Origin of the sequence: Nocardia sp. CDC153 (assembly GCF_035818515.1) — a bacterium.
Taxonomy (GTDB): domain Bacteria; phylum Actinomycetota; class Actinomycetes; order Mycobacteriales; family Mycobacteriaceae; genus Nocardia.
Map to the genome: position 1 here is coordinate 837,724 of NZ_JAYKYU010000004.1, position 22,193 is coordinate 859,916.

Here is a 22,193-nt window from a genome sequence, read left to right on the forward strand (position 1 = left end):
CAAGGAGGCCCCCATGACCGATACCGTTGCCACCGGCGAGGTCCTGATCGACCTCGAGCACATCGACATGTCGTTCACCGGCGCGTCCGGGGAGCCGTTGAATGTGCTCGACGGGGTGAATCTGCAACTGCGCGAGGGCGAGATCGTGGCGCTGCTGGGCCGTTCGGGCTCGGGCAAGTCCACGCTGTTGCGGCTGATCGCGGGCCTGCTCGCACCCACCAAGGGCGAGGTGCGTTACCGTGACGAGCCGTTGCGTGGCTCGAATCCCGGTGCGGCGCTGGTGTTTCAGTCCTTCGCGCTGATGCCGTGGCTGAGCGTGCAGGACAATGTGGAGCTGGGTTTGGCCGCGCGCGGTGTCGCCCCCGGTGAGCGCCGCCAGCGTGCCCTCGAGGCGATCGACCGCATCGGTCTGGATGGTTTCGAGACCGCCTATCCCAAGGAGCTCTCGGGTGGGATGCGGCAGCGGGTCGGGTTCGCGCGCGCCCTGGTGTTGGAGCCGGACCTGCTGCTGATGGATGAGCCGTTCTCGGCGCTGGATGTGTTGACCGCGGAGAACTTGCGCACCGAACTGGTGAATCTGTGGTCGGCCAAGGACTTTCCCACCAAATGCATCTGCATCGTGACCCACAACATCGAGGAGGCGGTGCAGTTGGCCGACCGGGTGGTGGTGTTGGGGTCGAATCCGGGGCGGATCATCGCCGAGGTCAGCGTGGATCAGCCGCGCCCGCGCAATCGCCGCGCACCGGGTTTCGTGGCGTTGGTCGATCAGATCTACGGGTTGTTGACCGGGCGCGACACCGAAGTCGCCGCGGCACCGGCCGATACCTCGACCCCGTTCGCGGTGCCGCTGCCCGATGCCTCGGTGGGCGGGATCGCGGGTCTGCTCGAGCTGGTCTACGGCAATAGCGGGCGCGCGGATCTGCCGGTGGTCGCCGACGAACTCAACTTCGAGCTCGATGATCTGATGCCATTGGTCGATGCCGCGGCGCTGCTGGGTTTTCTGCTGGTGGAATCCGGTGACGTGATCTTGACCAATGTCGGGGCGAACTTCACCAATGCCGACATCCAGGCCAGTAAGGCGATTTTCGCCGCGCAGGCCCGCCGCCGCGCTCCGCTGGTCCGCACGATCTGTTCGGCGTTGGTGGGCAGCAGCGACGAGACCGTGCGCGCGGATTTCATCCTGGATCTGTTGAAGCGCGGGTTCTCCGATGAGGACGCGCGGCGGCAGCTGGAGTTGGCCATCGATTGGGGCCGTTATGCCGAGTTGTACGACTACGACACCGATTCGGGCCGGATCACCGCCGACCCGGCCGCGGACCTGCGCGCCTCCTGAACCGTGGTGGGGCGCTCACACCATGGTGGTGGGTACCAGCGTGGTCAGGCCGCCGTCGACGAGCAGGTCCTGGCCGGTGATGTAGGAGGCGTCGGTCGAGGCGAGGAAGGCCACGGCCGCCGCGACATCCTCGCTGGTGCCGATGCGCCCGGCCGCCACCAGTGACGCGGCGGCCCGCTGCGCGTCGGCGCTGACTTCGGCCCGGAAGGCCGGGGTGTCGGTGTAGCCGGGGCTGACCGAGTTCACGCGAATTCCCTTGGGCGCCAGTTCGGCTGCCATGGTGCGGGTCAGATTGTGCACGGCGGCCTTGGTCGCGGAGTACAGGGCGGTGCCGGGCGTGCCCCGATACAGCGCGAACGAGGCGTTGATGACGATCGCGCCGCCGTCGACCAGCAGCGGCAGGCTGTGTTGGACGGTGAAGAACGCCGCCTTGAAGTTGATGGCGACGACCCGGTCGAACTCGTCGGGGGTGACGTCGGGAATCGATTGGAACGCACCGATTCCGGCGTTGACGAACACCACGTCCAGGCGTCCGAAGCGTTCGCCGATCACCCTTGTCAGCGCCGCGAGGTCTGCGGTGTCGGTGGCGTCGCCGGCGATGCCGGTGGCCCGCTGCCCCAGTTGCGCCACCGCGGCGTCGAGGCGCTGCTTGTCACGCCCGGTGACGATGACCTGTGCGCCTTCGTCGATGAGTCGCTGCGCGGTGGCCAATCCCATGCCGCTGCTGCCGCCGGTGATGAGGGCGATCTTGTCGTCGAATCGGGTTGCGTTGTGTGTCATGGCGATAACCCTGCCGGGGCGGCGGGTGGGCAAACAGTGCGCGTTTATCGTGGGTGTGGCACCACCACCTTTGCGACGGTGACCCGCGTCATCCTCGGGTGACCTGCAAGTTCAGGGTCGGTGCCAGGGGATTCCCTGATGCGGCGGCACGGGTGGGCGACGCACGATGGTGGGAGAGCTTTCGTGTGGTCGAGGCAAGGAGACATTCATGACCACGGGTGGATACGGGTACGAGCCGTACACGGGACAGCCGTACGCGGGCCCGATCATGGGCGTGACCCCGGCGGGCCTGGGTCCGCGCGCGGTCGCGCGGTTCATCGACTGGATCATCGCCGGAATCGTGGGCGGCATCGTGTTCTGGGCGCTCGAGCACGCCTCGGGCCTGCCGGGCTGGGCGTCGGTCATTCCCGGCGCTGGCTTCGGGTTCCTGTACTTCGTGGCCTTCGAGGTCCTCGCCGGCGCGACTCCCGGCAAGAAGCTGCTGGGCCTGCACGTCAACGGTTCCGGCGGCGCACCCCGCCCCAGCTTGGCCGACTCGGCCAAGCGCAACGCCTACATGCTGCTCAACCTGATCCCGTGGGTCGGTGGCCTGCTGTGGTTCTGCGCGGCCATCGCCATCGCGGTCACGGTCGGCGCGAGCCCCACCAAGCAGGGCTGGCACGACAATTTCGCCGACGGCACCCAGGTCGTCAAGGGCTGAGCGGGTTTCAGGCCGGAGCGGCCAGCCGCAACCGCCGAAGCCGATCGAGGGCTTCGGCGGTCGCGGTGTCGGGGCGCGGGTTGTAGAGCACGATGTGGCGGTCGGGCTGGTCGGTGACGGTCAGCGGGGTGGTGTCGAAGTAGAGCTCACCGACCTCGGGGTGACGCAGCGCGTTGACCGACTGGCGTGCGACGCCGACATCGTGACGCGCCCACAGGGCCGCGAATTCGTCGCTGCGCGAAGACAGTTCGGTCAACACCGCATCGAATCCGGGGTCTCCGGGGCACAGGGCGGAGTCGGCGCGGTATGCGGCCACGACCGCGGGAGCAGCCTCGGCCCACACCTCACGCATCGCCAGATACCGCGGATTGGTGAAGTAGGTGACCAGGCAGTTGTGCCTGGGCCCCGCATAGCCGAACACGGCGCGGGCACTATCGTTGAACCCCAACACATTCCAGTACCGATCGCGCAGCACGGCCGGACGCGGATCCCAGGCGTCGAGCAGATTGCGCAGCGCCGGGGCGATCTCGGGCCCGCTGTCCCCGGCCCGACACGGCGGATTCAGCCCAGCCAGAACGTAAAGGTGAGCACGTTCGACCGCATCCAAACGCAAGGCACCGGCAACCGCGTCGAGCACCTCACCGGACACGGTGATATCCCGCCCCTGCTCGAGCCACGTATACCACGACACCCCAACCCCGGCGAGCACCGCAACCTCTTCCCTCCGCAGCCCCGGCGTGCGCCGACGCCCGGCAGCAGGCAACCCCACCTGCTCAGGCCTGACCCGGGCACGCCTGTCGCGCAAAAATTCTCGCAACTGTTCCCGCCGCACACCCTCGGTCCTCATACCTCACGCTAACAATCACCGGTGGCCGGTTCGTTCACCCCTCCGAGGTTCCGAGCCTCGAAATAGCCTCAACGTCCCTACTTTGGTCAGACAGGTGTGGATGGCGCGCGATCGTCGGACGCGTCGCTTCCGGCGGCATGCTTGGCGCGAAGGGCCTCGAGTTGGGCAGCCTTGGCCGCGGCCCTGCGTTCGCGGGTGGCGGCAGTACGACTCGGAGTCGGCGCCGGGGCTGGGCGGCGGCGGGGAGTGCTCGGGCGGCGCGCCGCGGGCCGCCGGGGTGCGGGGGCTTCGGCGGTGCGGACGGCGTCGGCGAGCACGCTGAACGGCAGGATGAAGACCCAGAAGAAGATTCGGTACTCACCGCTGTGGAAGAACGCGGCCAGGTAGATGCCGTAACCGAGGAACGCGGTGCCGAGGAGACAGTTGACAATGCGGCGGCCGCGGTGCATTCCGGAGGCCAGCAGCGCCACACCGAGCACGACGATTCCGCTGACGAACAGCATCACCACGTAGAAGCCGAACACGTGTTTCCCCCACCACAAGCAAATCGAACGACAATCAACCTAGATCACTATCGCCGAGACCTCCAACCGAACCCCTCCAGACGCCGACGCTCAGGTGACCTGTGCGGTGACCAGGGTTTCGAAGGTGTAGGGGCGCAGGCCGTCTGGGCGGTTGGGGAAGTAGCGGTGTTGGAGGTCGGTGCGGGTGGGGTGGTCGACGACGGTCAGGCCGCAGTGGGTGATCAGGGTCTCGATCTTGGATGCTGGCCAGCCGGGGTGGAGGGGCTCGCCGACGGAGGCGGCGATCGGGGTGTAGATGCGGGCGAATTCGGTTCCCGTGTTGTCGAGGGCGGCGTCCTCGGCGCGGTAGGAGAACACCACTTCGGAGCCGGGGGCGGCTGTGGCGATGGTGTGCAGTGTCGATTCGATTGCCGGTGCGGTCAGGTAGGGGGCGACGCCGGTCCAGCAGAACATTGTCGGTTGGGTCCAGTCGAATCCGGTGGCGCGGAGCGCATCCTGCATCGGTGCGGCCTCGAAATCTGTCGGCACGAATAGCTGTGAGTCGCTCAGCGGCAGACCGAGTTCGCGGACTCGCTCGAGCTTCCAGGCTTGGGAGGCAGGGTGATCGACCTCGAACAGCGTCAGCGAGGCGAGCAGATCCGGGCGCCGCCATGCGAACGAGTCGAGCCCCGCGCCGAGAATCACGTATTGGGTGAAAGCGCCAGCGGTCAGCCGGTCCTCGACGTAGCGGCTGCGGGTGCAGACCGCCGCGCGTGATTCCAGGCGGACCGGGGCGGGGAACAGTGGGTCGAACCGATCTCGCAGCTGCCGCCAGATCGGGCCGACGAGCACCAGGGCCAGCACATCGTCGAGTACCCACGGCGGCGCCGTTTCCAGGCGAAACAATCCACGCGACACGGCCGCGAACATCGCCGTCCTGCTCGGTGCGCTTTCCATACCCCCTCCTCACCCCGTCAGAACCAGCATGCCCTCCACGCTCGCTCACGGTGCGCACTTCACAGGACCCGCCCGAAATGCCGTGACGGCCAGATCGTCTGGCCGCCCGTCGGGACGGTCCCCGACCGTTTCATCGGAAGGCGCGGCGGTAGGCGTTCGGGGAGACGCCGACGGTGCGTTTGAAATTGTCGCGGAACGCGGTCGGGGAGCCGAATCCGACTTGGGTGCCGACGCGTTCGATGGTGTGGTCGGTCGTCTCGAGCAGGTGCTGGGCGCGGCGGATGCGGGCGCGGTGTAGCCAACGCAGCGGGGTGGTGCCGGTGTGAGTGCGGAACTGCCGCAACAGGGTTCGGGTGCTGGTGCCTGCTTGGGCGGCGATGTCGGTGATGGTGAGTTCGCGGGACATGTTGTCCTGCAACCACAGCAGCAGCGGCTCCAGTCCGGCCCCGTGCGATGCGGATGGAAGCTGCTCGACGATGAATTGGGACTGTCCACCCTCGCGTTCGAGGGGCATGACCGACAGTCGGGCGGCATCGGCGGCCACGGCCGAGCCGTAGTCGCGGCGAATCAGGTGCAGGCACAGATCCAGTCCGGCCGAAGCGCCCGCGGAGGTGAGGACGTGGCCGTTGTCGACATACAGCACGTCCGGGTCGACCTCGACGCGCGGATAGGTGGCCGCCAGCAGGTCGGCGACGACCCAATGCGTGGTCGCCCGCAGCCCATCCAGGAGGCCGGTCGCGGCGAGGGGGAATGTGCCGGTGCAGATGGAGGCGATCCGGGTGCCCGCCGCGGCCGCGGCGCGGATGGTGTCGCGCACGGCCGGCGAGGGTGGGACGGTCGGATGGGAGACCCCTGGAACGATCACGGTGTCGGCCTCGGCGACCGCGGCCAGATCCCAGGGCGCACGCAGCGTGAAGGCGCCCGCGTCCACCTCCGGCCGCTCGGCGCAGATGCGGACCTGATAGGCGCGGCGGCCATCGGGCAGGCGGGTGCGGTCGAAAATCTCGACGGGAGTGGACAAATCGAAGGGTATGACCCCGTCCAAGGCCAGAACCGCGACCGTGTGCATGGCGTGAAGCTACCCCATCGTCGGATTCGCGTCATGGCCGTGAACAGGCCGCTAGCGCCGAGGCGACGGTGACTGGACTGGCAGAGCGACGGTGGCGTTTTTCCGTGGATGTGTGGCGGAAAGGCCACTGGGACCGGACTCGACAGGGCGATAGCTTCGTGTCCGATTCGTTCCCCCGAGCCTGCTCTCAGGAGTCACCCGGTCATGGTTTCTGCTGTCGCCACCGTCGTTGTGCCGCTGTTGATCGGCGGCGTCTACGCCCTGCTCATGTCGCTGATCCGCGAACCGCATCGCCGCACCTTCAATGCGATCATGGTCGCCGGGGCCGGGGCCGCCTATCTCAGTGGCGGTGGGCTCGGGGCGTGGGAGTACGCGTTCGCCGCCGCCATCACCTATTGCGCGTTCCGCGGCCTGGATTCGTGGACATTCATCGGTATCGCCTGGCTACTGCACACCGCCAGCGATGTCCTGCACCACCTCAAAGGCCACCCGATCGTCCCCTTCGCGCACAACTCCTCCCTGGGCTGCGCGATCTGCGACCCGGTGATCGCGCTCTGGTGCCTGCGCGGAGGCCCGAACCTGCTCGCCTTCCTCCGGCGAGATCACTCGGTCAGTGCTGCCAACACCGCGGACGTGTCGTGATAGTACGGGCGAAACTCGGTGATCAAGCCGTCTCGAAAGCTGATCCATTGCAGGAGCGAGGTTTCCAGTGTCCGGCCGGTCCGCCGTGCGCGCAGCCGCCCGCGGCTGTAGACCACGACCCGATCCCGGTCACTGACGAACTGCTGCTCGTCGAACCACAGACCGTCCCAGTTGTCGCCCATGGCGGCTATGAACCTGCGAAACCCCTCGTGCCCATGCCATTCGCCGCCGTAGGGCAGGCTCGACGCCTGATACATCACGACATCGGGGGCCAAATGCGCGGCCATCTGCTCGAACTCGGCGCCCTCGGTGAGGTAGGCGGCCTCGGCCGCGTAGAAGTCCCGCAGCCTGGTCATCACATCGACTGTCATGCTCCCCACCCTCACAGCGACTCGATCTCCACGCTGGCGGGATTCGGCCTTCGCGATTCGAACCGCGAGGTTACGACAGGTGCATCAGGTTGCCGGAGATGGAGAAAAGGCTCTTGCCGAGCTTCACGACGGGGATGCCGACCGGTGCCAGGATGATGGTGGCGGACAAGATGATTCCGACCAGCCAGACCAGTCCCGCCACGATACCCAGCACCGCGCCGAGCACGGCTCCGAGGATGCCCAATACCGCACCCAATAGTTTGTTCAACGCTCCCATGATGACCTCCTGAGTCACTGCGGGAATAACCCGTCGAGCCCATCACATGCCCGTGCGCGTCGACGTCAGGAGCGGAGGGCGCGCAGGCCGGTACGGATCTCGCTGACGAGGATCTCGGGCTGTTCCAGGGCGGCGAAGTGTCCGCCCTTGTCGGCCTCGCCGTAGTGGATCAGGGTGCTGTAGGTGTCTTCGATCCAGCTTCGTGGCAGGCGGGGAATGTCTTTCGGGAAGACGGTCACCGCGACCGGAAGGCTCAGTTTCGGACCGGCGAAGGTGGCTGATCTGTTCTCCCAGTAGATGCGGGCGGAGGAGGCGGCGCTGTTGGTGAACCAGTACAGCGATATGGCGTCGAGGATGTCGTCGACGCTGAGGGCGTCCTCGGCGAGCCCGTGGTTGTCGGTCTTGGATTGGAACTTCTCGTAGATCCAGGCGGCCTGCCCGGCGGGCGAGTCCGCCAACGCGAAGCCGACGGTCTGGGGCTTGGTGCCCTGCAGGTGATTGGACCCACCGAGTTCGCCGGTGTAGCGGGCCAGGGACTCCACGGCGTCGCGCTGTGCGGGCGACAGGGAGTCGGGTATCGGTGTGGGAAAAGCGTATTGGGTGTTCAGGTGAATCCCGAGCAGCCCCTCCGGTCGCATGGCGCCGAGGGCGGTGGTGACGACCGCACCCCAATCTCCGCCCTGCGCAACCCATTTCGAGTAGCCCAGCCGCTGCATCAGCTCCACCCACGCGCTGGCGATGCGCGAGACCGTCCACCCGGTGCGCGTGGGTTTCTGGGAGAACCCGAACCCGGGCAGCGACGGGACGACGACGTCGAAGGCGTCGGCGGCGTCCGCGCCGAAGGACACCGGATCGGTGAGCGGGCCGATCAGCTTCACGAAGTCGAGGATCGAGCCCGGCCAGCCGTGAGTGAGCAGCAGCGGCATCGCGCCGGGATGCCGGGAGCGGACGTGGAGGAAATGGATGTCGAGCCCATCGATCTCGGTCAGGAATTGGGGAAAGTGATTGAGTTCGGATTCCAGGCGCCGCCAGTCGTAGCCGCGCTGCCAGTAGTCGATCAACGATTGGGCGTTGGCCAGGCGGACCCCTTGCGACCAGTCCCCCACCGTTTCCGGATCCGGCCATCGAGTTCTGGCCAGTCGCTGCCGCAGGTCGTCGATCTCGGTGTCCGGGATCGAGATGGTGAACGGGCGTACGAGCGGGGATGTCGGTGCGGCCATTGTCTTCTGAGCGGCCGTTGCCTTCTGAGCGGGCATTGCCTTCTCCTGAGCTTCGAAGCACAACTCTTCATTGCACACTGGTGTGCAAACTGCTCCGTTGCACACCAGTGTGCAATGATGGTGTGGTGTCTACCGAGTCCTCCCGAGCGCGCGCGATGAACGACACACGCGACCGCATCCTCGAGGTTGCTCTCACCGTGCTGGGAGAGGACCCCGACGCCGGAATGGGCGAAATCGCCTCCGCCGCAGGTGTCGTCCGCCGCACGGTCTACGGCCACTTCCCCTCGCGCCTGGAGTTGGTGCGCACACTCACCGGCCGCGCGGTCACCGAAATCACCGCCGTGCTCACCGAAGTCGACACCTCCGACACCGCCGCGGACGCCGCATGGGCCGAATTCATCACCCGCCTGTGGCCGGTGGCGCACCGCTACCGAGTCCTGGTCGCGCTGCGCCGCGGCGAATACGGCGAGGAGATCCACAGCCTGCTCGGCCCGATCGACGACCTCCTCGCCAACCTCGTCCAACGAGGCCAACACACCGGCGCATTCGCCCACCACCTCCCCCCAGCCATCCTGAGCCAACTGGCCTACAGCGCCGTCTTCACCATCGCCGACCACACCCTGTCGACCGAACCCCCCGACCCTCGCCCAGCCACGATCACCACCCTGCTGATGCTGGGAGTCCCCGAGCCCCGAGCCCTCACTCTCGTTGGCGGCCACCCCAATCCGCCCCACCCGAAGTTGATCACGGGCCAAAACCTGCACAATGATCGCTGAATTGACAGAAACCTGTCCTCCCACAGCGATTTGTGCACGAATAGGCCCATCGCACCGAATTCGACGTGACAGGGGCTCCGACAGGAGAGCCGCGGTGTCCGGCGGTGGGTGGTGCGGGCGGGGTGTTGTGGGGCGGCCGGGGTGGGGTGGGGCGGTTAGCATGTGTCCGGATTGGGTCTCGAGGGGGGCGGATGCGGCAGATTTTGGTGGCGGCGATGGTGGCGTTGGCGGTGTCGATTACGGTGACGCCGTTGTTGATCCGGGTGTTCGCGCGGCGGGGGCTGGGGCAGCCGATTCGGGAGGATGGGCCGCGGACGCATTTGGCCAAGCGGGGGACGCCGACCATGGGTGGGTTGGCGATTTTGTTGGGGATGTGGTGTGGGTATTTGGGGGCGCATCTGATCGGGCGCCATGACAGTGAGAGCGGGCCTACGGCGTCGGGGTTGTTGGTGTTGGGGTTGGCGACCGCGCTGGGTGCGGTGGGGTTTCTCGATGACTACATCAAGTTGTCCAAGCGGCGCAGTCTGGGGTTGACCGCGTCGGGCAAGTGGCTCGGGCAGCTGTGTGCGGCAGTGGTTTTCGGGGTGTTGGCGCTGCAGTTTCGGGGTGGGGGCGGGTTGACGCCGGGCAGCAAGCAGATTTCGATCGTGCGGGACGTCTCGACGGTGTCGCTGGGGCTGATCGGGTTTCTGGCCGCGACCTGCATTCTGGTGGCGGCGTGGTCGAACGCGGTCAACATCACCGACGGCCTGGACGGGTTGGCCGCGGGCTCGATGGGGTTGACGTTGGGTGCGTATGTGTTGATCACGTTCTGGCAGTACAGCCATTCGTGTGCACTCAGGGCGGTGCCGGGGTGTTATACGGTGCGTGATCCGCTGGATTTGTCGATCGTGTGCGCGGCCGGGGCGACGGCGTGTGTGGGATTCCTGTGGTGGAACGCGGCTCCGGCGAAGATCATCATGGGTGATACGGGTGCGCTGGGGTTGGGTGGGCTGCTCGCGGGGTTGTCGATCACCAGCCGCACCGAGTTGTTGATGGTGGCCGTGGGCGCGTTGTTCGTGGCCGAGATTCTGTCGGTGTTGTTGCAGATCGTCATGTTCCGCACCACCCGGACCCGGTTGTTCAAAATGGCTCCCTTCCATCACCATTTCGAGTTGACCGGCTGGCCCGAGACCACGGTCACCATCCGCTTCTGGCTGCTGGCGGCGATCGCCTCGGCGACGGGTCTGATCGCCTTCTACGGCGAGCACCTGTCCACCACCGGCTCACAACTGCCCTGAAACGCGCTGTGGCCCATCCGGAATCGCCTTCCGGATGGGCCACAGCAGGCATCGAGTGCACTGTCGCGCTCAGTGCACGACCACGGGTGCGTCGCTCGCGTCCGCGGGCACGGCGGGTTTGCTGCGCGGCAGGAAGAACGCCGGAATCAGCGTGGCCACCAGGATGCACAGCGACACCACGAAGGTGTGGGAGAACGCGCGCGCCGCCAGATCGAAGCCCTCGCTGAGCAGCGACTGCGGCAGATGCGCGAGCTGCTCGCTGTGGCGCGACCCGATCGCAGCGTTGGCCAGCGAGGGATCGGCCACGCCCGGCGGCACCGGAACCCCACGCGAACCGAGGGTGTCGCCGCGGTTGAGCAGGGTGGTCAGCACCACCGAAATGGTGGCCGTGCCAATGGATCCGGCGGTCTGGTTGACGATGTTCATCAACGTCGACCCGCGCGCCACCTGGGCGTGGGTGAGGGTCTGAATGGCCGCGGTCATGGTCGGCATCATGGTGCAGCCCATGCCCAACCCCATCACGAACAGCACCGCGCACAGCATCGGATACGGGGTGCTGGCGCTGACCTGGGTCAAGAACGCCATACCGAGGGACATCACGGCGATACCGGTGAGCACGATCTTGCCGGGACCGATCTTGTCGACCAGTCGGCCCGCGATGGGCATGGTCAACATCGCGCCCAAACCCTGCGGGGCGATGAGCAGACCGGCCATCAGCGTGGACTCACCGCGCACCTGCTGCAGATAGGTCGGCAACAACAGCCCGGATCCGAAGAACGCCATGGCGAAACACGTCATGGTCAGCACCGCGAACCGCAGCGAGCGGTTCTGGAACAGATGCAGGTCGATGAGCGGATGCTCGGTGCGCAGCGCGTGGAACACGAACGCCACCAATAGGATCAGCCCGATCACCGCCGGGATGAGCACCTTGGCCGAGGCCACCGTGCCCTCACCGGGAATCGAGGACACACCGAACAGGAACGCCGCCAGACCCGGCGAGGCAAGCAGCATGCCGACGAAGTCGAAGGTCTGCGAGGGCTCGGGGTTGTCGCGCGGGAACACGATGAACGCCAACGCCAGCGCGATGATGCCGATGGGCAGGTTGATCAGGAAGATCCAGTGCCAGGAGAACGAGTCGATGAGCCAGCCGCCCAGGATCGGACCCATGATCGGGCCCAGCAGCATGGGCACACCCAGCACGGCCATGACGCGACCGATGCGTTGCGGGCCCGCGGCGTGGGTCATGATCGTCATACCCAGGGGCATGAGCATGCCGCCGCCCAGGCCCTGGACGACGCGGAAGGCGATGAGCGACTCGATGTTCCAGGCCGTCGAGCACAGCACCGAGCCGATGACGAAGAACACCAGCGCCATCATGTAGAGGCGTTTGGTGCCGAATCGGTCGGCGGCCCAGCCGGTCAGCGGAATGACCGTGGCCAGGGCCAGGGTGTAGCCGGTCATCGACCACGCCGCGATGGCGGTGGTGGTGTGGAATTTGTCCTGGAAGGTGGGGATGGCGACGGTCACGACGGTCACGTCGAGGATCGACATGATCGCGCCGAGCACCACGACGCCGGCGATTTTGAGGACGCCGATGTCCAGCTTGTCGTCGGCGGAAGCGGCCGACGCGGTATCCGGAGGAGTGGTCACCGCTTCAGCCTGCCAGCCGGTCGGTGACGAAACCAGCACATTTTCGCATCGGCGCGTGCAGGGCGACGCCGCAGCGTTGCGCGCGAACTATTCATCGGCCATCCCCCAGGCTCCGCCCTCGGTGTGCAGGTCCTGCGCGCCCGCGTCGGCCGCGGCCTCGGCGCGCACGTCGAATTCGGAAGGATTTCCCGGATTCGGTTCGCGCACATCACTTCTGCCCTCGGAATCGGTGGGATCCACCGGGATACGCTCGCCGCTCATGTGCTGAGTCCTCTCGATACGCAGGGGAGTATCGCCTCGAGCCGCCCCCGATCATACCGAGCGGTAGCTATCTTTGGGCAATGTGTCGGCACCGCAGGCCGCCCCGCCCCGCCCGCGTACGCTGGGCTTTCTCAGCGATCGATGCGAGGAGTTCACGCGCGATGACCGACCCGGTAGTGGGCTTGACCGGTACGCTGACCTCGCCGATCCGGGGCAAGGGATCTCTCGGGGAGGTGCGCATCGCCATCCGAGGGGGAACCGAGCTCTATATCGCGCGCGCCGAGGAGCCATTGGCGGCCGGTGTCACCGTGCTCGTGGTGGCCGCCCATCCGGGGCGCGTGGTCGATGTTGTTGCGTGGATTCCCCTTCCGGGCGATCGATAGATCGACACGATTCCTTATCCACCCACAGAGGGAGACAACGATGTTGGGTTACCACGTACCGGACCCGGACGAGGCGATGCTGGTCAGCGGCGGCCGCCACGGCAAGGACGGCGGCGCGCCGTTTCGCGTGATCATCGGGCACGGCACCTGGGTGATGCCGTTCTTCCGCAAGGTGCGGTACCTGTCGCTGGCCATGTTCGAGGCCGAGATCGGTGAACGCTGCGTGACCAAGCAGGCCATTCAGCTCGATGTGCGCGCGGTGATCGCGTTCAAGGTCGCCAACGACACCCAGTCGATCGTCAATGCCGCCCAACGGTTCCTGTCCGAGCAGGAACGCGAGATGAGCGTGTTGACCGGGCGCATCTTCTCCGGCCACCTGCGCTCGATCGTGGGCTCGATGACGGTGGAAGAGATCATCCGCGAACGCCAGAAGCTCGCCGACGAGGTGCTGGTGGCCTCCAAGGTGGAGATGAGCAATATCGGGCTGTGGGTGGACTCGTTCCAGATCCAGCACATCGACGACGGCAACCTCGGCTACATCGCGGCCCTGGCGGCCCCGCACAATGCCGCGGTGCAGCGCGACGCGCAGATCGCCCAGGCCGCCGCCGCGCAGCTGGCCGCCCAGGCCGAGCAGGAGTCCCAGCGCAAGCAGGCCGAATACCAGCGCGAGACCGCGATTCTGCGCGCGCAGTACCAGCGCGACATCGACAAGGCCAATGCCGAAGCCGCACAGGCGGGTCCGCTCGCGCAGGCCAACGCCCTGCAGGAGGTGCTCACCGCCCAGGCCGAGCAGGCGCGCAAGCAGGCCGAGCTGCGCGAGCAGCAGTTGCAGGCCGAGGTGGTCAAACCGGCGCTGGCCGAGGCCGAACGGGTACGCATCCTGGCCGAGGCCGAGGCCGACCGCACCCGCATTCAGGCCGAGGCGGCGGCGTCGAACAATCGGATCGCGTTGGACCAGTTGCTGATCGAGCAGCTGCCCGAGATCGTCAAGCAGGCCGCGGGCGGGCTGTCGAAGGCCAATCTGACCGTGCTCAACGGCCCCGACGGGGTCTCGGAGATCGTCAACGGCATGGTGGGCCAAGGCCTGACCGTCTTCAATTCGTTGCAAAAGGCACTTTCCTCCAACAATGATCAGCCCGCGGACTAGAGTGACCGCGAGAGGGACGCGGCGACGAGGAGCGGGTGTTTAGGTGTCCATCGGGAAATTGGTGTCGTTCGACAGCTCTCGGGGTTTCGGGTTCATCCGTCCGGAAGACGGTGGACCGGACGTGTTCGTGCACGTCAACGACATCGGGCTGGACGAGGATGAACTGCGCCAGGGGCGGGTTTTCGAATTCGATGTGACCGAGGGGGATCGCGGACCCAAGGCGATCAACCTGGCGGTGGTGCCCGGGCAGAGCGCCCCGGCCGCGGCCGCCCGGCACAAGAACAAGGATCATCGCGGGTCCGGGCAGCTCACGGCGTCGGAACATCGACGGTTGATCACGGAGTTGCTACTGGACGCGTCGCCGCAGTTGACGGCCGGGGAGATCATCACGATCCGGGATCGGCTCACCGCCTTCGCGGATCAGCACGGGTGGCTCGAAAACTGACCGGTTCGCATTACGATCGGTTGCGGTGCCACCTACCGAGGAGGTCGTGTGCAACTGCCCGTCATGCCACCGGTGAAACCGATGCTGGCCAAATCGGTCTCCGACCTGCCCCGCGAACCCGGACTGCTGTATGAACCGAAGTGGGATGGCTTCCGCTGCATCGTGTTTCGCGACGGCGACGAGATCGAGCTGGGTTCGCGCAACGATCGGCCCCTGACCCGGTACTTCCCCGAACTGGTGGAACTGCTGGGTCAGGCGCTGCCGCAAAAGTGCGTGGTGGACGGGGAGATCGTGGTCGTCACCGAGAACGGCCTGGACTTCGACACCCTGCAGCAGCGGCTGCATCCGGCCGCCTCGCGGGTCAACAAGCTGGCGGTGGAGACACCGGCGTCGTTCGTCGGTTTCGACCTGCTCGCGTTGGGGGACGAGGATTTGACCGAGCGGCCCTTCGCCGAACGGCGGGCACTGCTGGAAACCGTGCTCGACGGCCAGTTTTCGCGCACCCACCTGACCCCGATCACCACCGACGCCGATACCGCCGCGGACTGGTTCACCCGCTTCGAGGGCGCCGGATTCGACGGGGTGATGGCCAAGGCCGCGGATCTGCCGTATCTGCAGGACAAGCGGGTCATGCTCAAGATCAAGCATGAGCGCACCGCCGACTGTGTGATCGCCGGATTCCGCTGGCACAAGGACGGGCAAGGGGTGGGATCGCTGCTGCTGGGGCTCTTCGACGACGAGGGCAATCTGCACCATGTGGGGGTGGCGTCGAGTTTCACCGCCGCGCGGCGCAAGGAACTCGTCGACGAGCTGGCCCCGCTGCGCGAGAACGCCCTCGAGAATCATCCGTGGCGCTCGTGGGCCGATGCGGCCGCGCAAGCCAAGGCCGACGGGAAGATGCCCGGCGGGGTGAGCCGCTGGACCGGCGGCAAGGATCTGTCGTGGGAGGCGCTGCGCCCGGAGCTGGTGGCCGAGGTCCGCTACGAGCATGTGATGGCCGGGCGGCTGCGCCACGGCGGGCGGCTGGTGCGCTTCCGCTCCGACCGCACCCCCGAATCATGCACCTACGCCCAGCTCGACGAGGTGGCCCCGGCGGAGTTGGCCGATATCTTCGCCGAGGCCAGAGCGGCGAAAGGGTCGGCGCGGTGAGCGATTCGCTCGAGCTCGAGGTGGCCGGACACACCGTCACCATCTCCAATCCGGGCAAGGTGTACTTCAGCAAACGCCAGGAAACCAAGCTCGATCTGGTGAATTACTATCTGGCGGTGGCGGATCCGATCATGCGGACCATCGGCGGGCGTCCGGTGTTGTTGGAGCGCTACCCCGATGGGGCCTCGGGCAAATCGTGGTTTCAGAAACGCGTGCCCAAGTCGGTGCCGGACTGGTTGCAGACCACGGTGGTGTCCACCCCCAACGGCACCGAATCCGATGCGCTGGTCGCGGTCGATATGGCGCATCTGTTGTGGGCGGTCAACTTGGGCTGCTTGGGTTTTCACGTCTGGCCCACTCACGCGGGCGCGGAGGCGGCCAGCACGTTCCCGCCGGTGCTCGACGCGGCCGGCAACGTGCTGCCGCCCACCGGGGTCACCGACGAGCTGCGCATCGATCTGGATCCCTCCCCCGGCATCGGTTTCGAGGATCTGCGTCGCGCGGCGTTCGCGGTGCGCGCGCTGTGCACGGAGTTGGGTATCGATGTGCGGGTGAAGACCTCCGGGTCGCGGGGCCTGCACCTGTATGCGCTGCTGCAACCGCATTGGGACGGGTATCAGGTGCGCGCGGCCGCGGTCGCGTTGGCGCGGGAACTCGAGCGCCGTCATCCGAGCGAGATCACCGCCGCCTGGTGGAAGGAAGAGCGCGGGTCGCGGGTGTTCGTGGATTTCAACCAGAATGCCCCGCACAAAACGGTTTTCGGGGCGTGGTGTGTGCGCCCGAAGGTGGGTGCGCAGGTCTCGACGCCGGTGTCGTGGGAGGCGTTGGCCTCGATCGTGCCCGATGAGCTGACCATCGCCACGGTGCCCGCGCGGGTGGCGGAGTTGGGTGATCCGTGGGCGGATCGGGTGCCGCAGTCGATCGCGCCGCTGTCGGAGATGTCGGAGAAGGACATGGCGGCGGGGTTGATGGATGCGCCGTGGCCCCCGGTGTATCCGAAGATGCCCAATGAGCCGCCGCGGGTGCAGCCGTCCAAGGCACGCAAGGACAGCACCGACTAGTCAGACAGCGCCCGACCTTGAAAGACAGCACCGACCAGTGCCTCGGGTGTCGGTGGTGGTGGGTAGCGTCTTGGGGTGTGGACACTGGGGAACGCATCCAAGAGCTCGCCGACCGGATCGTGACGCTGCGCGAGGCCTACTATCAGGGCTCGCCGCTGGTCGCCGACGCCGACTATGACGCGGTCGAGGACGAACTGCGGGCGTTGATGGCCGCGCATCCGGAGTGGACGCCGGACCCGAATCCGCTCGATCAGGTCGGCGCGCCCGGGGTGCTGCACGCGCCGATCCGGCATTCGCGTCCCATGCTCTCGCTCGAGAAGGCCACCAAACCCGAGCAGGTCGAGGCGTTCTTCGCGCGGTTCCCGGGCCAGTCGGTGGTGGTGATGCCCAAACTCGACGGGCTGTCGCTGGCGTTGGTGTTCGAGGAGGGGCGGCTGGCGCGGGCGATCACCCGCGGCGACGGCACCACCGGTGATGACGTCACGATGTTGGTGCGCGCCTTGGTCGACGGGGTGCCCGAGCGTATCGATGCGCCGGGGCGGGTGGAGGTGCGCGGGGAGGCGGTGATGCTGCGCTCGACCTTCGCCGCCTACAACCTCGCCCACCCGGACAAGCCGTTGATCAATCCGCGCAATGCCGCGGCGGGCACGCTACGCGCCAAGGATCCGGCCACCGTCGCCGAGCGTCGCCTGCAGTTCTTCGGTTTCGATCTGGACTCCAACCCCGAGAGCGCCACCCACGATCTGGAAGAGGCGTTGGCGGGGTTGGGGATCGCGGGCGCGGCCATGCGCCACTGCGCCGATGCGGCCGAGGCCCAAGCCGCCATTACCGCGATCGAGGCGGGCCGCAATGATCTGGATTACGACCTGGACGGCGCGGTGTTGCGGCTGGCCGATCGAGCGGCCTACGCGGCGGCGGGAACTCGCTCGAATTCCCCGCGCGGGGCGCTGGCGTTCAAGTTCGCCGCCGAGGAGAAGACCACCCTGCTCGCGGATGTGGTGTGGGATGTCGGCAAGACCGGCAAGATCGTGCCGGTGGCCTGGCTCGAGCCGGTGTTCGTGGGCGGCACCACCGTCACCCGCGCCACCCTGGCCAATCAGGAGGTGATCCGCGCCCGCGACATCAAGATCGGTGACACGGTGTTGGTGCGCCGCGCCGGCGATGTGATCCCGTTCGTGGCAGGGGTTTTGGATGCTTCGCGGCGTACCGGGGCCGAACGCGAGATCATTCCGCCGACGGTGTGCCCGTCGTGTGGGCAGGCGGTGACCGAGCAGGGCAACAGTCGAGAACTGTTCTGCACCAACGTCTCCTGCCCCGCCCAGACCGTGCGCCGGCTGATCCACTGGGCTTCGCGGGCCGCGGCCGATATCGATGCCATCGGCGGGGTGTGGATCGAGCGGCTGGCCGAGGCGGGGATTCTGGAAAACCCGTCGGATTTCTATGGTTTGACCAAGGAGCGTCTGCTCGAGTTCGACCGGATCGGTGAGGTGTCCGCGCAGCGGATGATCGATTCGATCGACGCCAGCCGTGGGGTCGGGTTGCGGCGTGCCCTGATCGGGTTGGCGATCCCGATGGCCTCCGACGGCACCGCCGCGCGCCTGGCGCGCGCCGGGTTCACCAGCCTCGAGGAGGTCGCCGACGCGGGCGAGGAACGCCTGGTGGCCGTCGACGATATCGGCCCGAAGGTCGCTGCCTCGCTGGCCGCGCATCTGACGCGGCTGCGCCCCGAGCTCGAACGCCTACGCAAGGCGGGGGTGAATCTGGATGTGCGGGAAGAAGATCTGCCTCCGGTCGTGGCGGCGGGCGCGCCGCTGGAGGGTAAGACGGTCGTGATCACCGGCGCGATCAGTGATCCGCGCTCCGGGGAGAAGGTCGCCCGTCCCACCTTCCAGCGGCTGTGCGAGCGCGCCGGTGCCACGGCGGCGTCGTCGGTGTCGGCCAATACCGACATGCTCATCACCGGCGCGGGCGTGGGCGATGCCAAGTTGGCCAAGGCCGAGAAGCTGGGTGTGCAGGTCGTCGACCAGTCCGAGATCTGGCCGCTGCTGATCGAGGCCAACCTCGTCTGACCCCGGATCCCTTGCCCCGCAATGATCTCGAGGGTGTGGTGGCGAGCTGTCCTGTCGCCGTGGGTGAGTGCTCAGGCTGCCCCGGCGGCGGGCTGGGCGAACTCGGCGGCGGGGCGGCGGGCCGCACGCAGGATCAGCTGCAGCAGCGGGACGACGAAGATCTGGTCGATCGCGCTCCAGCCCAGCGACATGCGGTTGTGGACGAAGCCGACGGAGATACCCGAGTCCGGGTCGGTCCAGCCGGTGGACCCGAACGCGCCCATGTGACCGTAGCCGCGCGGAGCACGCGGAAGCGGCAGGCTGTGGAATCCCAAGTGCCACATCGGGATCAGCAGGGTGTGATCGAGTTGTCGGGTGCGGATGCGTTCGAGTTCGCGCACCGTGCGCGCCGACAGGAAGCGGCGACCGTCGACGAAACCGTCGCAGGCCAGCGCGCTGTACATCAGCGCCAGGGCGCGCGCGGTGCACACGGCATTGCCCGCGGGCAGCGAGGTGGCCAGGATCGCGGGATGCTCGCCACGGAACACCGATTCCAAGCCCGGCACATACAGCGCGGCCAGCGGGTCGCGCAGCAGGTGCGGCAGGCGCGGGACGAGGGTGGCGACGGGGCTCGGGATAGTGCGTTCGGCAAGGGTTTTCAGGGAGCCGACCAGGTCGGCGGCGTGGGTGGGTGAGCCCGCGGGTGGGGTGCCCAGGTGGATGCCGTCGATGCCGAGGGGTTCGGCGATTTCGGTGCGGTAGAGCCGGGCCATGTCGTGGCCGGTGATGGCGCGCGCCAGCCCGGTCATGAGCCAACCGATGGTCAAGGCGTGGTAGATCGGGATGCCCAGCAGGTGATCGGGTGTCGCGGCGGCCAGGCGTGCTTCCATGAGTTCGTGGTCGAGGACTTCGGCGGGGGTGGTGGCGGGCAGGGCCGACAGGCCCGCGCGGTGGCTGAGCAGGTCGGTGACGGTGATGCGGGACTTGCCGTTCGCACCGAATTCGGGCCAGTATTCGGCGACCGGTGCGGAGTAGTCGAGCAGGCCGCGGTCGGCCAGGCGCGCCAGCACGGTGGCCGAGACACCTTTGGAGGCGGAGTAGATCATCGCCCCGGTCTCGGCGGTCCATGCGGTGCCGTGGGCGTCCGCCGAGCCGGCCCAGATGTCGACGACGGGTTCGCCGTGCTGGTAGACCGCCAGGGCGGCACCGTTGGTGCGGCGGTGGGCGAAGAATCGAGCGAATGTGGTGACCGCGGAAGCGAATCGGGGGTCGGCGGTGCCGTGTATCCCGGTGGGCAGTCCGGCAGCGGCGGCGGAGTGCGAGGTCGTCATCGATCAACGGTAGCCGGGCCACCACACCCGCCACAAGATGTGTCTGAGACAATTATGACGGTTGGTGTTCGTTCTGTTTGTCGGTGCCCGCTGCCACCATGATGGGTATGGATGCGGTGAGTTTCGCCGACGCGGCGGCCTTCGACACCTGGTTGGCGGCCAATCACGCACGCCCGGAAGGGGTGTGGATTCGCATGGCGAAGAAGGGGTCGGGGATTGCCTCGCTCACCGAGGACGAGGCGGTCGATGTCGGCTTGTGCTGGGGCTGGATCTCGGGGCAGCGCAAGGGCTTCGACGCCGAGTACTACCTGCAGAAGTATGTGCCGCGCCGCCCGCGCAGCGCCTGGTCGCAGGTCAATGTGGACAAGGTCGCCCGGCTCAGCGCCGAAGGCCGTATGCGGGCACCGGGATTGGCCGAGGTCGCCGCCGCCCAGGCCGACGGCCGCTGGGCCGCGGCCTATCCCCCGCAATCGGCGTTCACGGTGCCGCCGGATCTGGCGGCCGCGCTCGCGGCGAAACCCGAGGCGCGAGCGGTGTTCGAGGCGTTGGATCGGACTCGCCAGTACGCGATCGTGCTCGAGCTGTATCGGGCGGGAAGCCCGAAAACCCGGGCTTCCCGCCTCCACAAGGCTCTCGAGAGTCTCAGTTGAGTCGTTGGGCCAGCAGCGGCGCCAAGGTGCGCAGCGCCGACCGGTAGTCCTCGCCGATGATCTGGGGGGCGACATGATTCGCGCCCGCGCGCACATGCTCGGCCAGCCGGTCGGCGACCTGCTCGGCGCTGCCGTGGGCGACCACCGCGTCGACGAAACGGTCACTGCCGGGCTGGGTCAGGTCGGTCTCGTCGAAACCGAAGCGGCGCAGGTTGTTCACGTAGTTGATCAGGCCCAGATAGAACCCGGCCTTGTCGCGTCCGGCCGCGCGGGCGCGGTCGGCGTCGGTGTCGAGAACCACCTTGTGTTCGACGGCCAGCAGCGCGTCCGGGCCGAGGATGCCGCGCACTTCGGCGGTGTGCTCGGGCACCGTCAGGTACGGCAGCGCACCAGCGCTGCGCTCGCGCGCCAGCTTCGCCACCCGCGGACCCAACGCCGCCAGCGCACGCCCGTGCTGGGGCACACCGTGCGCGTCGAGGACATCGAGATAATGGGTCAGTGCGTCATAGGGTTTGGTGTAGGCGTCGGTGTGTTCGCGGTGCCCGACACCGATACCGAGCAGGAACCGGCCGGGGAACTTCTCCTCGAGCCGCAGCCAGGTGTCGGCGGCCGCCTCGGGCTGGGTGCCCCACACATTGACGATGCTGGTGGCCACGGTGATCGATGCGCTGCCCGCGAGCAGTTGCTCGTAGCCTTCCCAGTCCGCCGGTGGCGAACCGCCCAGCCACACCGCGCCGTATCCGAGTTCTTCGAGTTCACGCACCGATTCGGGCGTGAATTGCGTGTAGAACTGCCATGCACCGAACTTTCCCAGGTGGTCGAATGCCATACCGGCCACCAACAGCTCGAGGTTGCGAGTCATTCCCTGGCGGCGATATCGAATTCTGCGCGCGCGGCCAGCACGTCGTCCATGTGGCCTTCGGCCCACTGTTGCAGCTGTGAGAGCACCGGCAACAGGGTCTGCCCGAGGGGGGTGAGCGAATAGTCCACGCGCACCGGCACTTGCGCGGTCATGGCGCGGGTGACCAGGCCGTCGCGTTCGAGGGTGCGCAGGGTTTGGGTGAGCATCTTGTTGCTGACCGCGGCCACGATCGTGCGGATCTCGCCGTAGCGCAGCGGGCCCGGCCCGAGTGCGGCCAGGATCAGGCACACCCATTTGTCGCTGATGGTGTCGAGCATCTGATGGGTGGGGCACGCCGCGAGGAAGGCGTTGTAGTCGTGTTTGGCCTGTTCGCGGCGTTGTGCGGCGGTGGTGGTCGTCACGGTCTCTACAGCGATGTCGGTGGGGTGGGGCATTCCCGTTCGCGGGCACC

25 protein-coding genes are annotated in these 22,193 nt (G+C 67.3%); 12 read left to right on the plus strand and 13 right to left on the minus strand.

Annotation, left to right across the window (positions count from 1 at the left end; all coding sequences use genetic code 11):
• Positions 1-13 precede the first annotated feature (13 nt).
• On the plus strand, positions 14-1,333 hold the full coding sequence (locus VMT65_RS26520; RefSeq protein WP_326311109.1) for an ABC transporter ATP-binding protein: 1,320 nt from the start codon (positions 14-16) through the stop codon (positions 1,331-1,333).
• A 15-nt stretch (positions 1,334-1,348) separates the two neighbouring features.
• On the opposite strand, the gene VMT65_RS26525 is transcribed toward VMT65_RS26520, so the two are convergent.
• A complete protein-coding gene (locus tag VMT65_RS26525) occupies positions 1,349-2,113 on the minus strand; it encodes an SDR family NAD(P)-dependent oxidoreductase (RefSeq protein ID WP_326311110.1) in 765 nt (254 codons plus the stop codon).
• 208 nt (positions 2,114-2,321) lie between these two features.
• Here VMT65_RS26525 and VMT65_RS26530 point away from each other — a divergent pair, with 208 nt between their 5' ends.
• Positions 2,322-2,813 carry an RDD family protein gene (locus tag VMT65_RS26530; RefSeq protein ID WP_326311111.1) on the plus strand — a complete coding sequence of 164 codons (492 nt, stop codon included), beginning with the start codon at positions 2,322-2,324 and terminating at the stop codon, positions 2,811-2,813.
• Between the two features lie 7 nt (positions 2,814-2,820).
• Here the strand turns inward: VMT65_RS26530 and VMT65_RS26535 are convergent, their stop codons facing one another.
• The 4 genes from VMT65_RS26535 to VMT65_RS26550 form a co-directional block, all read right to left on the minus strand.
• A complete protein-coding gene (locus VMT65_RS26535) occupies positions 2,821-3,660 on the minus strand; it encodes a helix-turn-helix transcriptional regulator (protein ID WP_326311112.1) in 840 nt (279 codons plus the stop codon).
• 86 nt (positions 3,661-3,746) lie between these two features.
• Entirely contained in the window at positions 3,747-4,184 is a 438-nt protein-coding gene (locus tag VMT65_RS26540) for a hypothetical protein (protein ID WP_326311113.1), read from the minus strand.
• Positions 4,185-4,274: 90 nt separating this feature from the next.
• Positions 4,275-5,120: a class I SAM-dependent methyltransferase gene (locus VMT65_RS26545; RefSeq protein ID WP_326311114.1), complete on the minus strand. Its 846-nt coding sequence runs from the start codon at positions 5,118-5,120 to the stop codon at positions 4,275-4,277.
• Positions 5,121-5,250: 130 nt separating this feature from the next.
• Entirely contained in the window at positions 5,251-6,189 is a 939-nt protein-coding gene (locus tag VMT65_RS26550; protein WP_326311115.1) for a GlxA family transcriptional regulator, read from the minus strand.
• Between the two features lie 204 nt (positions 6,190-6,393).
• Between VMT65_RS26550 and VMT65_RS26555 the strand changes: the two genes are divergently transcribed.
• Positions 6,394-6,831 carry a DUF6010 family protein gene (locus VMT65_RS26555; protein WP_326311116.1) on the plus strand — a complete coding sequence of 146 codons (438 nt, stop codon included), beginning with the start codon at positions 6,394-6,396 and terminating at the stop codon, positions 6,829-6,831.
• Here VMT65_RS26555 and VMT65_RS26560 read toward each other — a convergent pair.
• The 3 genes from VMT65_RS26560 to VMT65_RS26570 form a co-directional block, all read right to left on the minus strand.
• Positions 6,792-7,202, minus strand: a complete 411-nt coding sequence (locus tag VMT65_RS26560) for a nuclear transport factor 2 family protein (RefSeq protein ID WP_326311117.1) — start codon at positions 7,200-7,202, stop codon at positions 6,792-6,794. The genes VMT65_RS26555 and VMT65_RS26560 overlap by 40 nt on opposite strands.
• A 70-nt stretch (positions 7,203-7,272) precedes the next feature.
• The gene (locus VMT65_RS26565) at positions 7,273-7,479 is read right to left on the minus strand and encodes a hypothetical protein (protein ID WP_326311118.1); all 207 of its coding nucleotides are present in this window, start codon (positions 7,477-7,479) and stop codon (positions 7,273-7,275) included.
• 65 nt (positions 7,480-7,544) lie between these two features.
• The gene (locus VMT65_RS26570) at positions 7,545-8,735 is read right to left on the minus strand and encodes an epoxide hydrolase family protein (RefSeq protein WP_326311119.1); all 1,191 of its coding nucleotides are present in this window, start codon (positions 8,733-8,735) and stop codon (positions 7,545-7,547) included.
• A 119-nt stretch (positions 8,736-8,854) separates the two neighbouring features.
• On the opposite strand from VMT65_RS26570, the gene VMT65_RS26575 reads away from it, so the two are divergent.
• Positions 8,855-9,475: a TetR/AcrR family transcriptional regulator gene (locus VMT65_RS26575; RefSeq protein ID WP_326311120.1), complete on the plus strand. Its 621-nt coding sequence runs from the start codon at positions 8,855-8,857 to the stop codon at positions 9,473-9,475.
• Between the two features lie 191 nt (positions 9,476-9,666).
• Positions 9,667-10,755: a phospho-N-acetylmuramoyl-pentapeptide-transferase gene (gene mraY / locus VMT65_RS26580; protein WP_326311121.1), complete on the plus strand. Its 1,089-nt coding sequence runs from the start codon at positions 9,667-9,669 to the stop codon at positions 10,753-10,755.
• A gap of 69 nt (positions 10,756-10,824) precedes the next feature.
• Here mraY and VMT65_RS26585 read toward each other — a convergent pair whose 3' ends face one another.
• Positions 10,825-12,405, minus strand: a complete 1,581-nt coding sequence (locus VMT65_RS26585) for a DHA2 family efflux MFS transporter permease subunit (RefSeq protein ID WP_326311122.1) — start codon at positions 12,403-12,405, stop codon at positions 10,825-10,827.
• A gap of 87 nt (positions 12,406-12,492) precedes the next feature.
• On the minus strand, positions 12,493-12,666 hold the full coding sequence (locus tag VMT65_RS26590; RefSeq protein WP_326311123.1) for a hypothetical protein: 174 nt from the start codon (positions 12,664-12,666) through the stop codon (positions 12,493-12,495).
• 161 nt (positions 12,667-12,827) lie between these two features.
• Here VMT65_RS26590 and VMT65_RS26595 point away from each other — a divergent pair, with 161 nt between their 5' ends.
• The 6 genes from VMT65_RS26595 to ligA all read left to right on the plus strand — a co-directional run bounded on the left by VMT65_RS26595 (position 12,828) and on the right by ligA (position 18,920).
• Positions 12,828-13,049: a hypothetical protein gene (locus VMT65_RS26595; protein WP_326311124.1), complete on the plus strand. Its 222-nt coding sequence runs from the start codon at positions 12,828-12,830 to the stop codon at positions 13,047-13,049.
• 40 nt (positions 13,050-13,089) lie between these two features.
• Positions 13,090-14,196: an SPFH domain-containing protein gene (locus VMT65_RS26600; RefSeq protein WP_326311125.1), complete on the plus strand. Its 1,107-nt coding sequence runs from the start codon at positions 13,090-13,092 to the stop codon at positions 14,194-14,196.
• A gap of 43 nt (positions 14,197-14,239) precedes the next feature.
• A complete protein-coding gene (locus VMT65_RS26605; RefSeq protein ID WP_326311126.1) occupies positions 14,240-14,641 on the plus strand; it encodes a cold-shock protein in 402 nt (133 codons plus the stop codon).
• Between the two features lie 48 nt (positions 14,642-14,689).
• The gene (locus VMT65_RS26610) at positions 14,690-15,790 is read left to right on the plus strand and encodes an ATP-dependent DNA ligase (protein ID WP_326311127.1); all 1,101 of its coding nucleotides are present in this window, start codon (positions 14,690-14,692) and stop codon (positions 15,788-15,790) included.
• Positions 15,787-16,851 (plus strand): DNA polymerase domain-containing protein, encoded by a 1,065-nt coding sequence (locus VMT65_RS26615; RefSeq protein WP_326311128.1) that lies wholly within the window; start codon positions 15,787-15,789, stop codon positions 16,849-16,851. Before VMT65_RS26610 ends, VMT65_RS26615 begins: the two co-directional genes overlap by 4 nt.
• Positions 16,852-16,928: 77 nt before the next feature.
• Entirely contained in the window at positions 16,929-18,920 is a 1,992-nt protein-coding gene (gene ligA / locus VMT65_RS26620; RefSeq protein WP_326311129.1) for an NAD-dependent DNA ligase LigA, read from the plus strand.
• A gap of 71 nt (positions 18,921-18,991) precedes the next feature.
• Here ligA and VMT65_RS26625 read toward each other — a convergent pair whose 3' ends face one another.
• Entirely contained in the window at positions 18,992-20,230 is a 1,239-nt protein-coding gene (locus VMT65_RS26625) for a serine hydrolase domain-containing protein (protein ID WP_326311130.1), read from the minus strand.
• 107 nt (positions 20,231-20,337) lie between these two features.
• On the opposite strand from VMT65_RS26625, the gene VMT65_RS26630 reads away from it, so the two are divergent.
• Positions 20,338-20,880, plus strand: a complete 543-nt coding sequence (locus VMT65_RS26630; protein WP_326311131.1) for a YdeI/OmpD-associated family protein — start codon at positions 20,338-20,340, stop codon at positions 20,878-20,880.
• Here VMT65_RS26630 and VMT65_RS26635 read toward each other — a convergent pair.
• Entirely contained in the window at positions 20,873-21,742 is an 870-nt protein-coding gene (locus VMT65_RS26635; protein ID WP_326311132.1) for an LLM class F420-dependent oxidoreductase, read from the minus strand. The two genes, VMT65_RS26630 and VMT65_RS26635, sit on opposite strands and share 8 nt — an antisense overlap.
• Positions 21,739-22,143: a winged helix-turn-helix transcriptional regulator gene (locus VMT65_RS26640; RefSeq protein ID WP_326311133.1), complete on the minus strand. Its 405-nt coding sequence runs from the start codon at positions 22,141-22,143 to the stop codon at positions 21,739-21,741. The genes VMT65_RS26635 and VMT65_RS26640 overlap by 4 nt, the downstream gene beginning before the upstream one ends.
• Positions 22,144-22,193: the final 50 nt, after the last annotated feature.

Excerpts from the sequence above, each read along its gene's own strand:
- VMT65_RS26535 (WP_326311112.1), bottom strand. The coding sequence starts at position 3,660 with ATGAGGACCGAGGGTGTGCGGCGGGAACAGTTGCGAGAATTTTTGCGC.
- VMT65_RS26625 (WP_326311130.1), bottom strand. The coding sequence starts at position 20,230 with ATGACGACCTCGCACTCCGCCGCCGCTGCCGGACTGCCCACCGGGATA.
- VMT65_RS26545 (WP_326311114.1), bottom strand. The coding sequence starts at position 5,120 with ATGGAAAGCGCACCGAGCAGGACGGCGATGTTCGCGGCCGTGTCGCGT.
- VMT65_RS26595 (WP_326311124.1), top strand. The coding sequence starts at position 12,828 with ATGACCGACCCGGTAGTGGGCTTGACCGGTACGCTGACCTCGCCGATC.
- VMT65_RS26590 (WP_326311123.1), bottom strand. The coding sequence starts at position 12,666 with ATGAGCGGCGAGCGTATCCCGGTGGATCCCACCGATTCCGAGGGCAGA.
- mraY (WP_326311121.1), top strand. The coding sequence starts at position 9,667 with ATGCGGCAGATTTTGGTGGCGGCGATGGTGGCGTTGGCGGTGTCGATT.
- VMT65_RS26565 (WP_326311118.1), bottom strand. The coding sequence starts at position 7,479 with ATGGGAGCGTTGAACAAACTATTGGGTGCGGTATTGGGCATCCTCGGA.
- VMT65_RS26520 (WP_326311109.1), top strand. The coding sequence starts at position 14 with ATGACCGATACCGTTGCCACCGGCGAGGTCCTGATCGACCTCGAGCAC.
- VMT65_RS26635 (WP_326311132.1), bottom strand. The coding sequence starts at position 21,742 with ATGACTCGCAACCTCGAGCTGTTGGTGGCCGGTATGGCATTCGACCAC.
- VMT65_RS26570 (WP_326311119.1), bottom strand. The coding sequence starts at position 8,735 with ATGCCCGCTCAGAAGGCAACGGCCGCTCAGAAGACAATGGCCGCACCG.
- VMT65_RS26575 (WP_326311120.1), top strand. The coding sequence starts at position 8,855 with ATGAACGACACACGCGACCGCATCCTCGAGGTTGCTCTCACCGTGCTG.
- VMT65_RS26600 (WP_326311125.1), top strand. The coding sequence starts at position 13,090 with ATGTTGGGTTACCACGTACCGGACCCGGACGAGGCGATGCTGGTCAGC.
- VMT65_RS26550 (WP_326311115.1), bottom strand. The coding sequence starts at position 6,189 with ATGCACACGGTCGCGGTTCTGGCCTTGGACGGGGTCATACCCTTCGAT.
- VMT65_RS26555 (WP_326311116.1), top strand. The coding sequence starts at position 6,394 with ATGGTTTCTGCTGTCGCCACCGTCGTTGTGCCGCTGTTGATCGGCGGC.
- VMT65_RS26630 (WP_326311131.1), top strand. The coding sequence starts at position 20,338 with ATGGATGCGGTGAGTTTCGCCGACGCGGCGGCCTTCGACACCTGGTTG.
- VMT65_RS26530 (WP_326311111.1), top strand. The coding sequence starts at position 2,322 with ATGACCACGGGTGGATACGGGTACGAGCCGTACACGGGACAGCCGTAC.
- VMT65_RS26525 (WP_326311110.1), bottom strand. The coding sequence starts at position 2,113 with ATGACACACAACGCAACCCGATTCGACGACAAGATCGCCCTCATCACC.
- VMT65_RS26560 (WP_326311117.1), bottom strand. The coding sequence starts at position 7,202 with ATGACAGTCGATGTGATGACCAGGCTGCGGGACTTCTACGCGGCCGAG.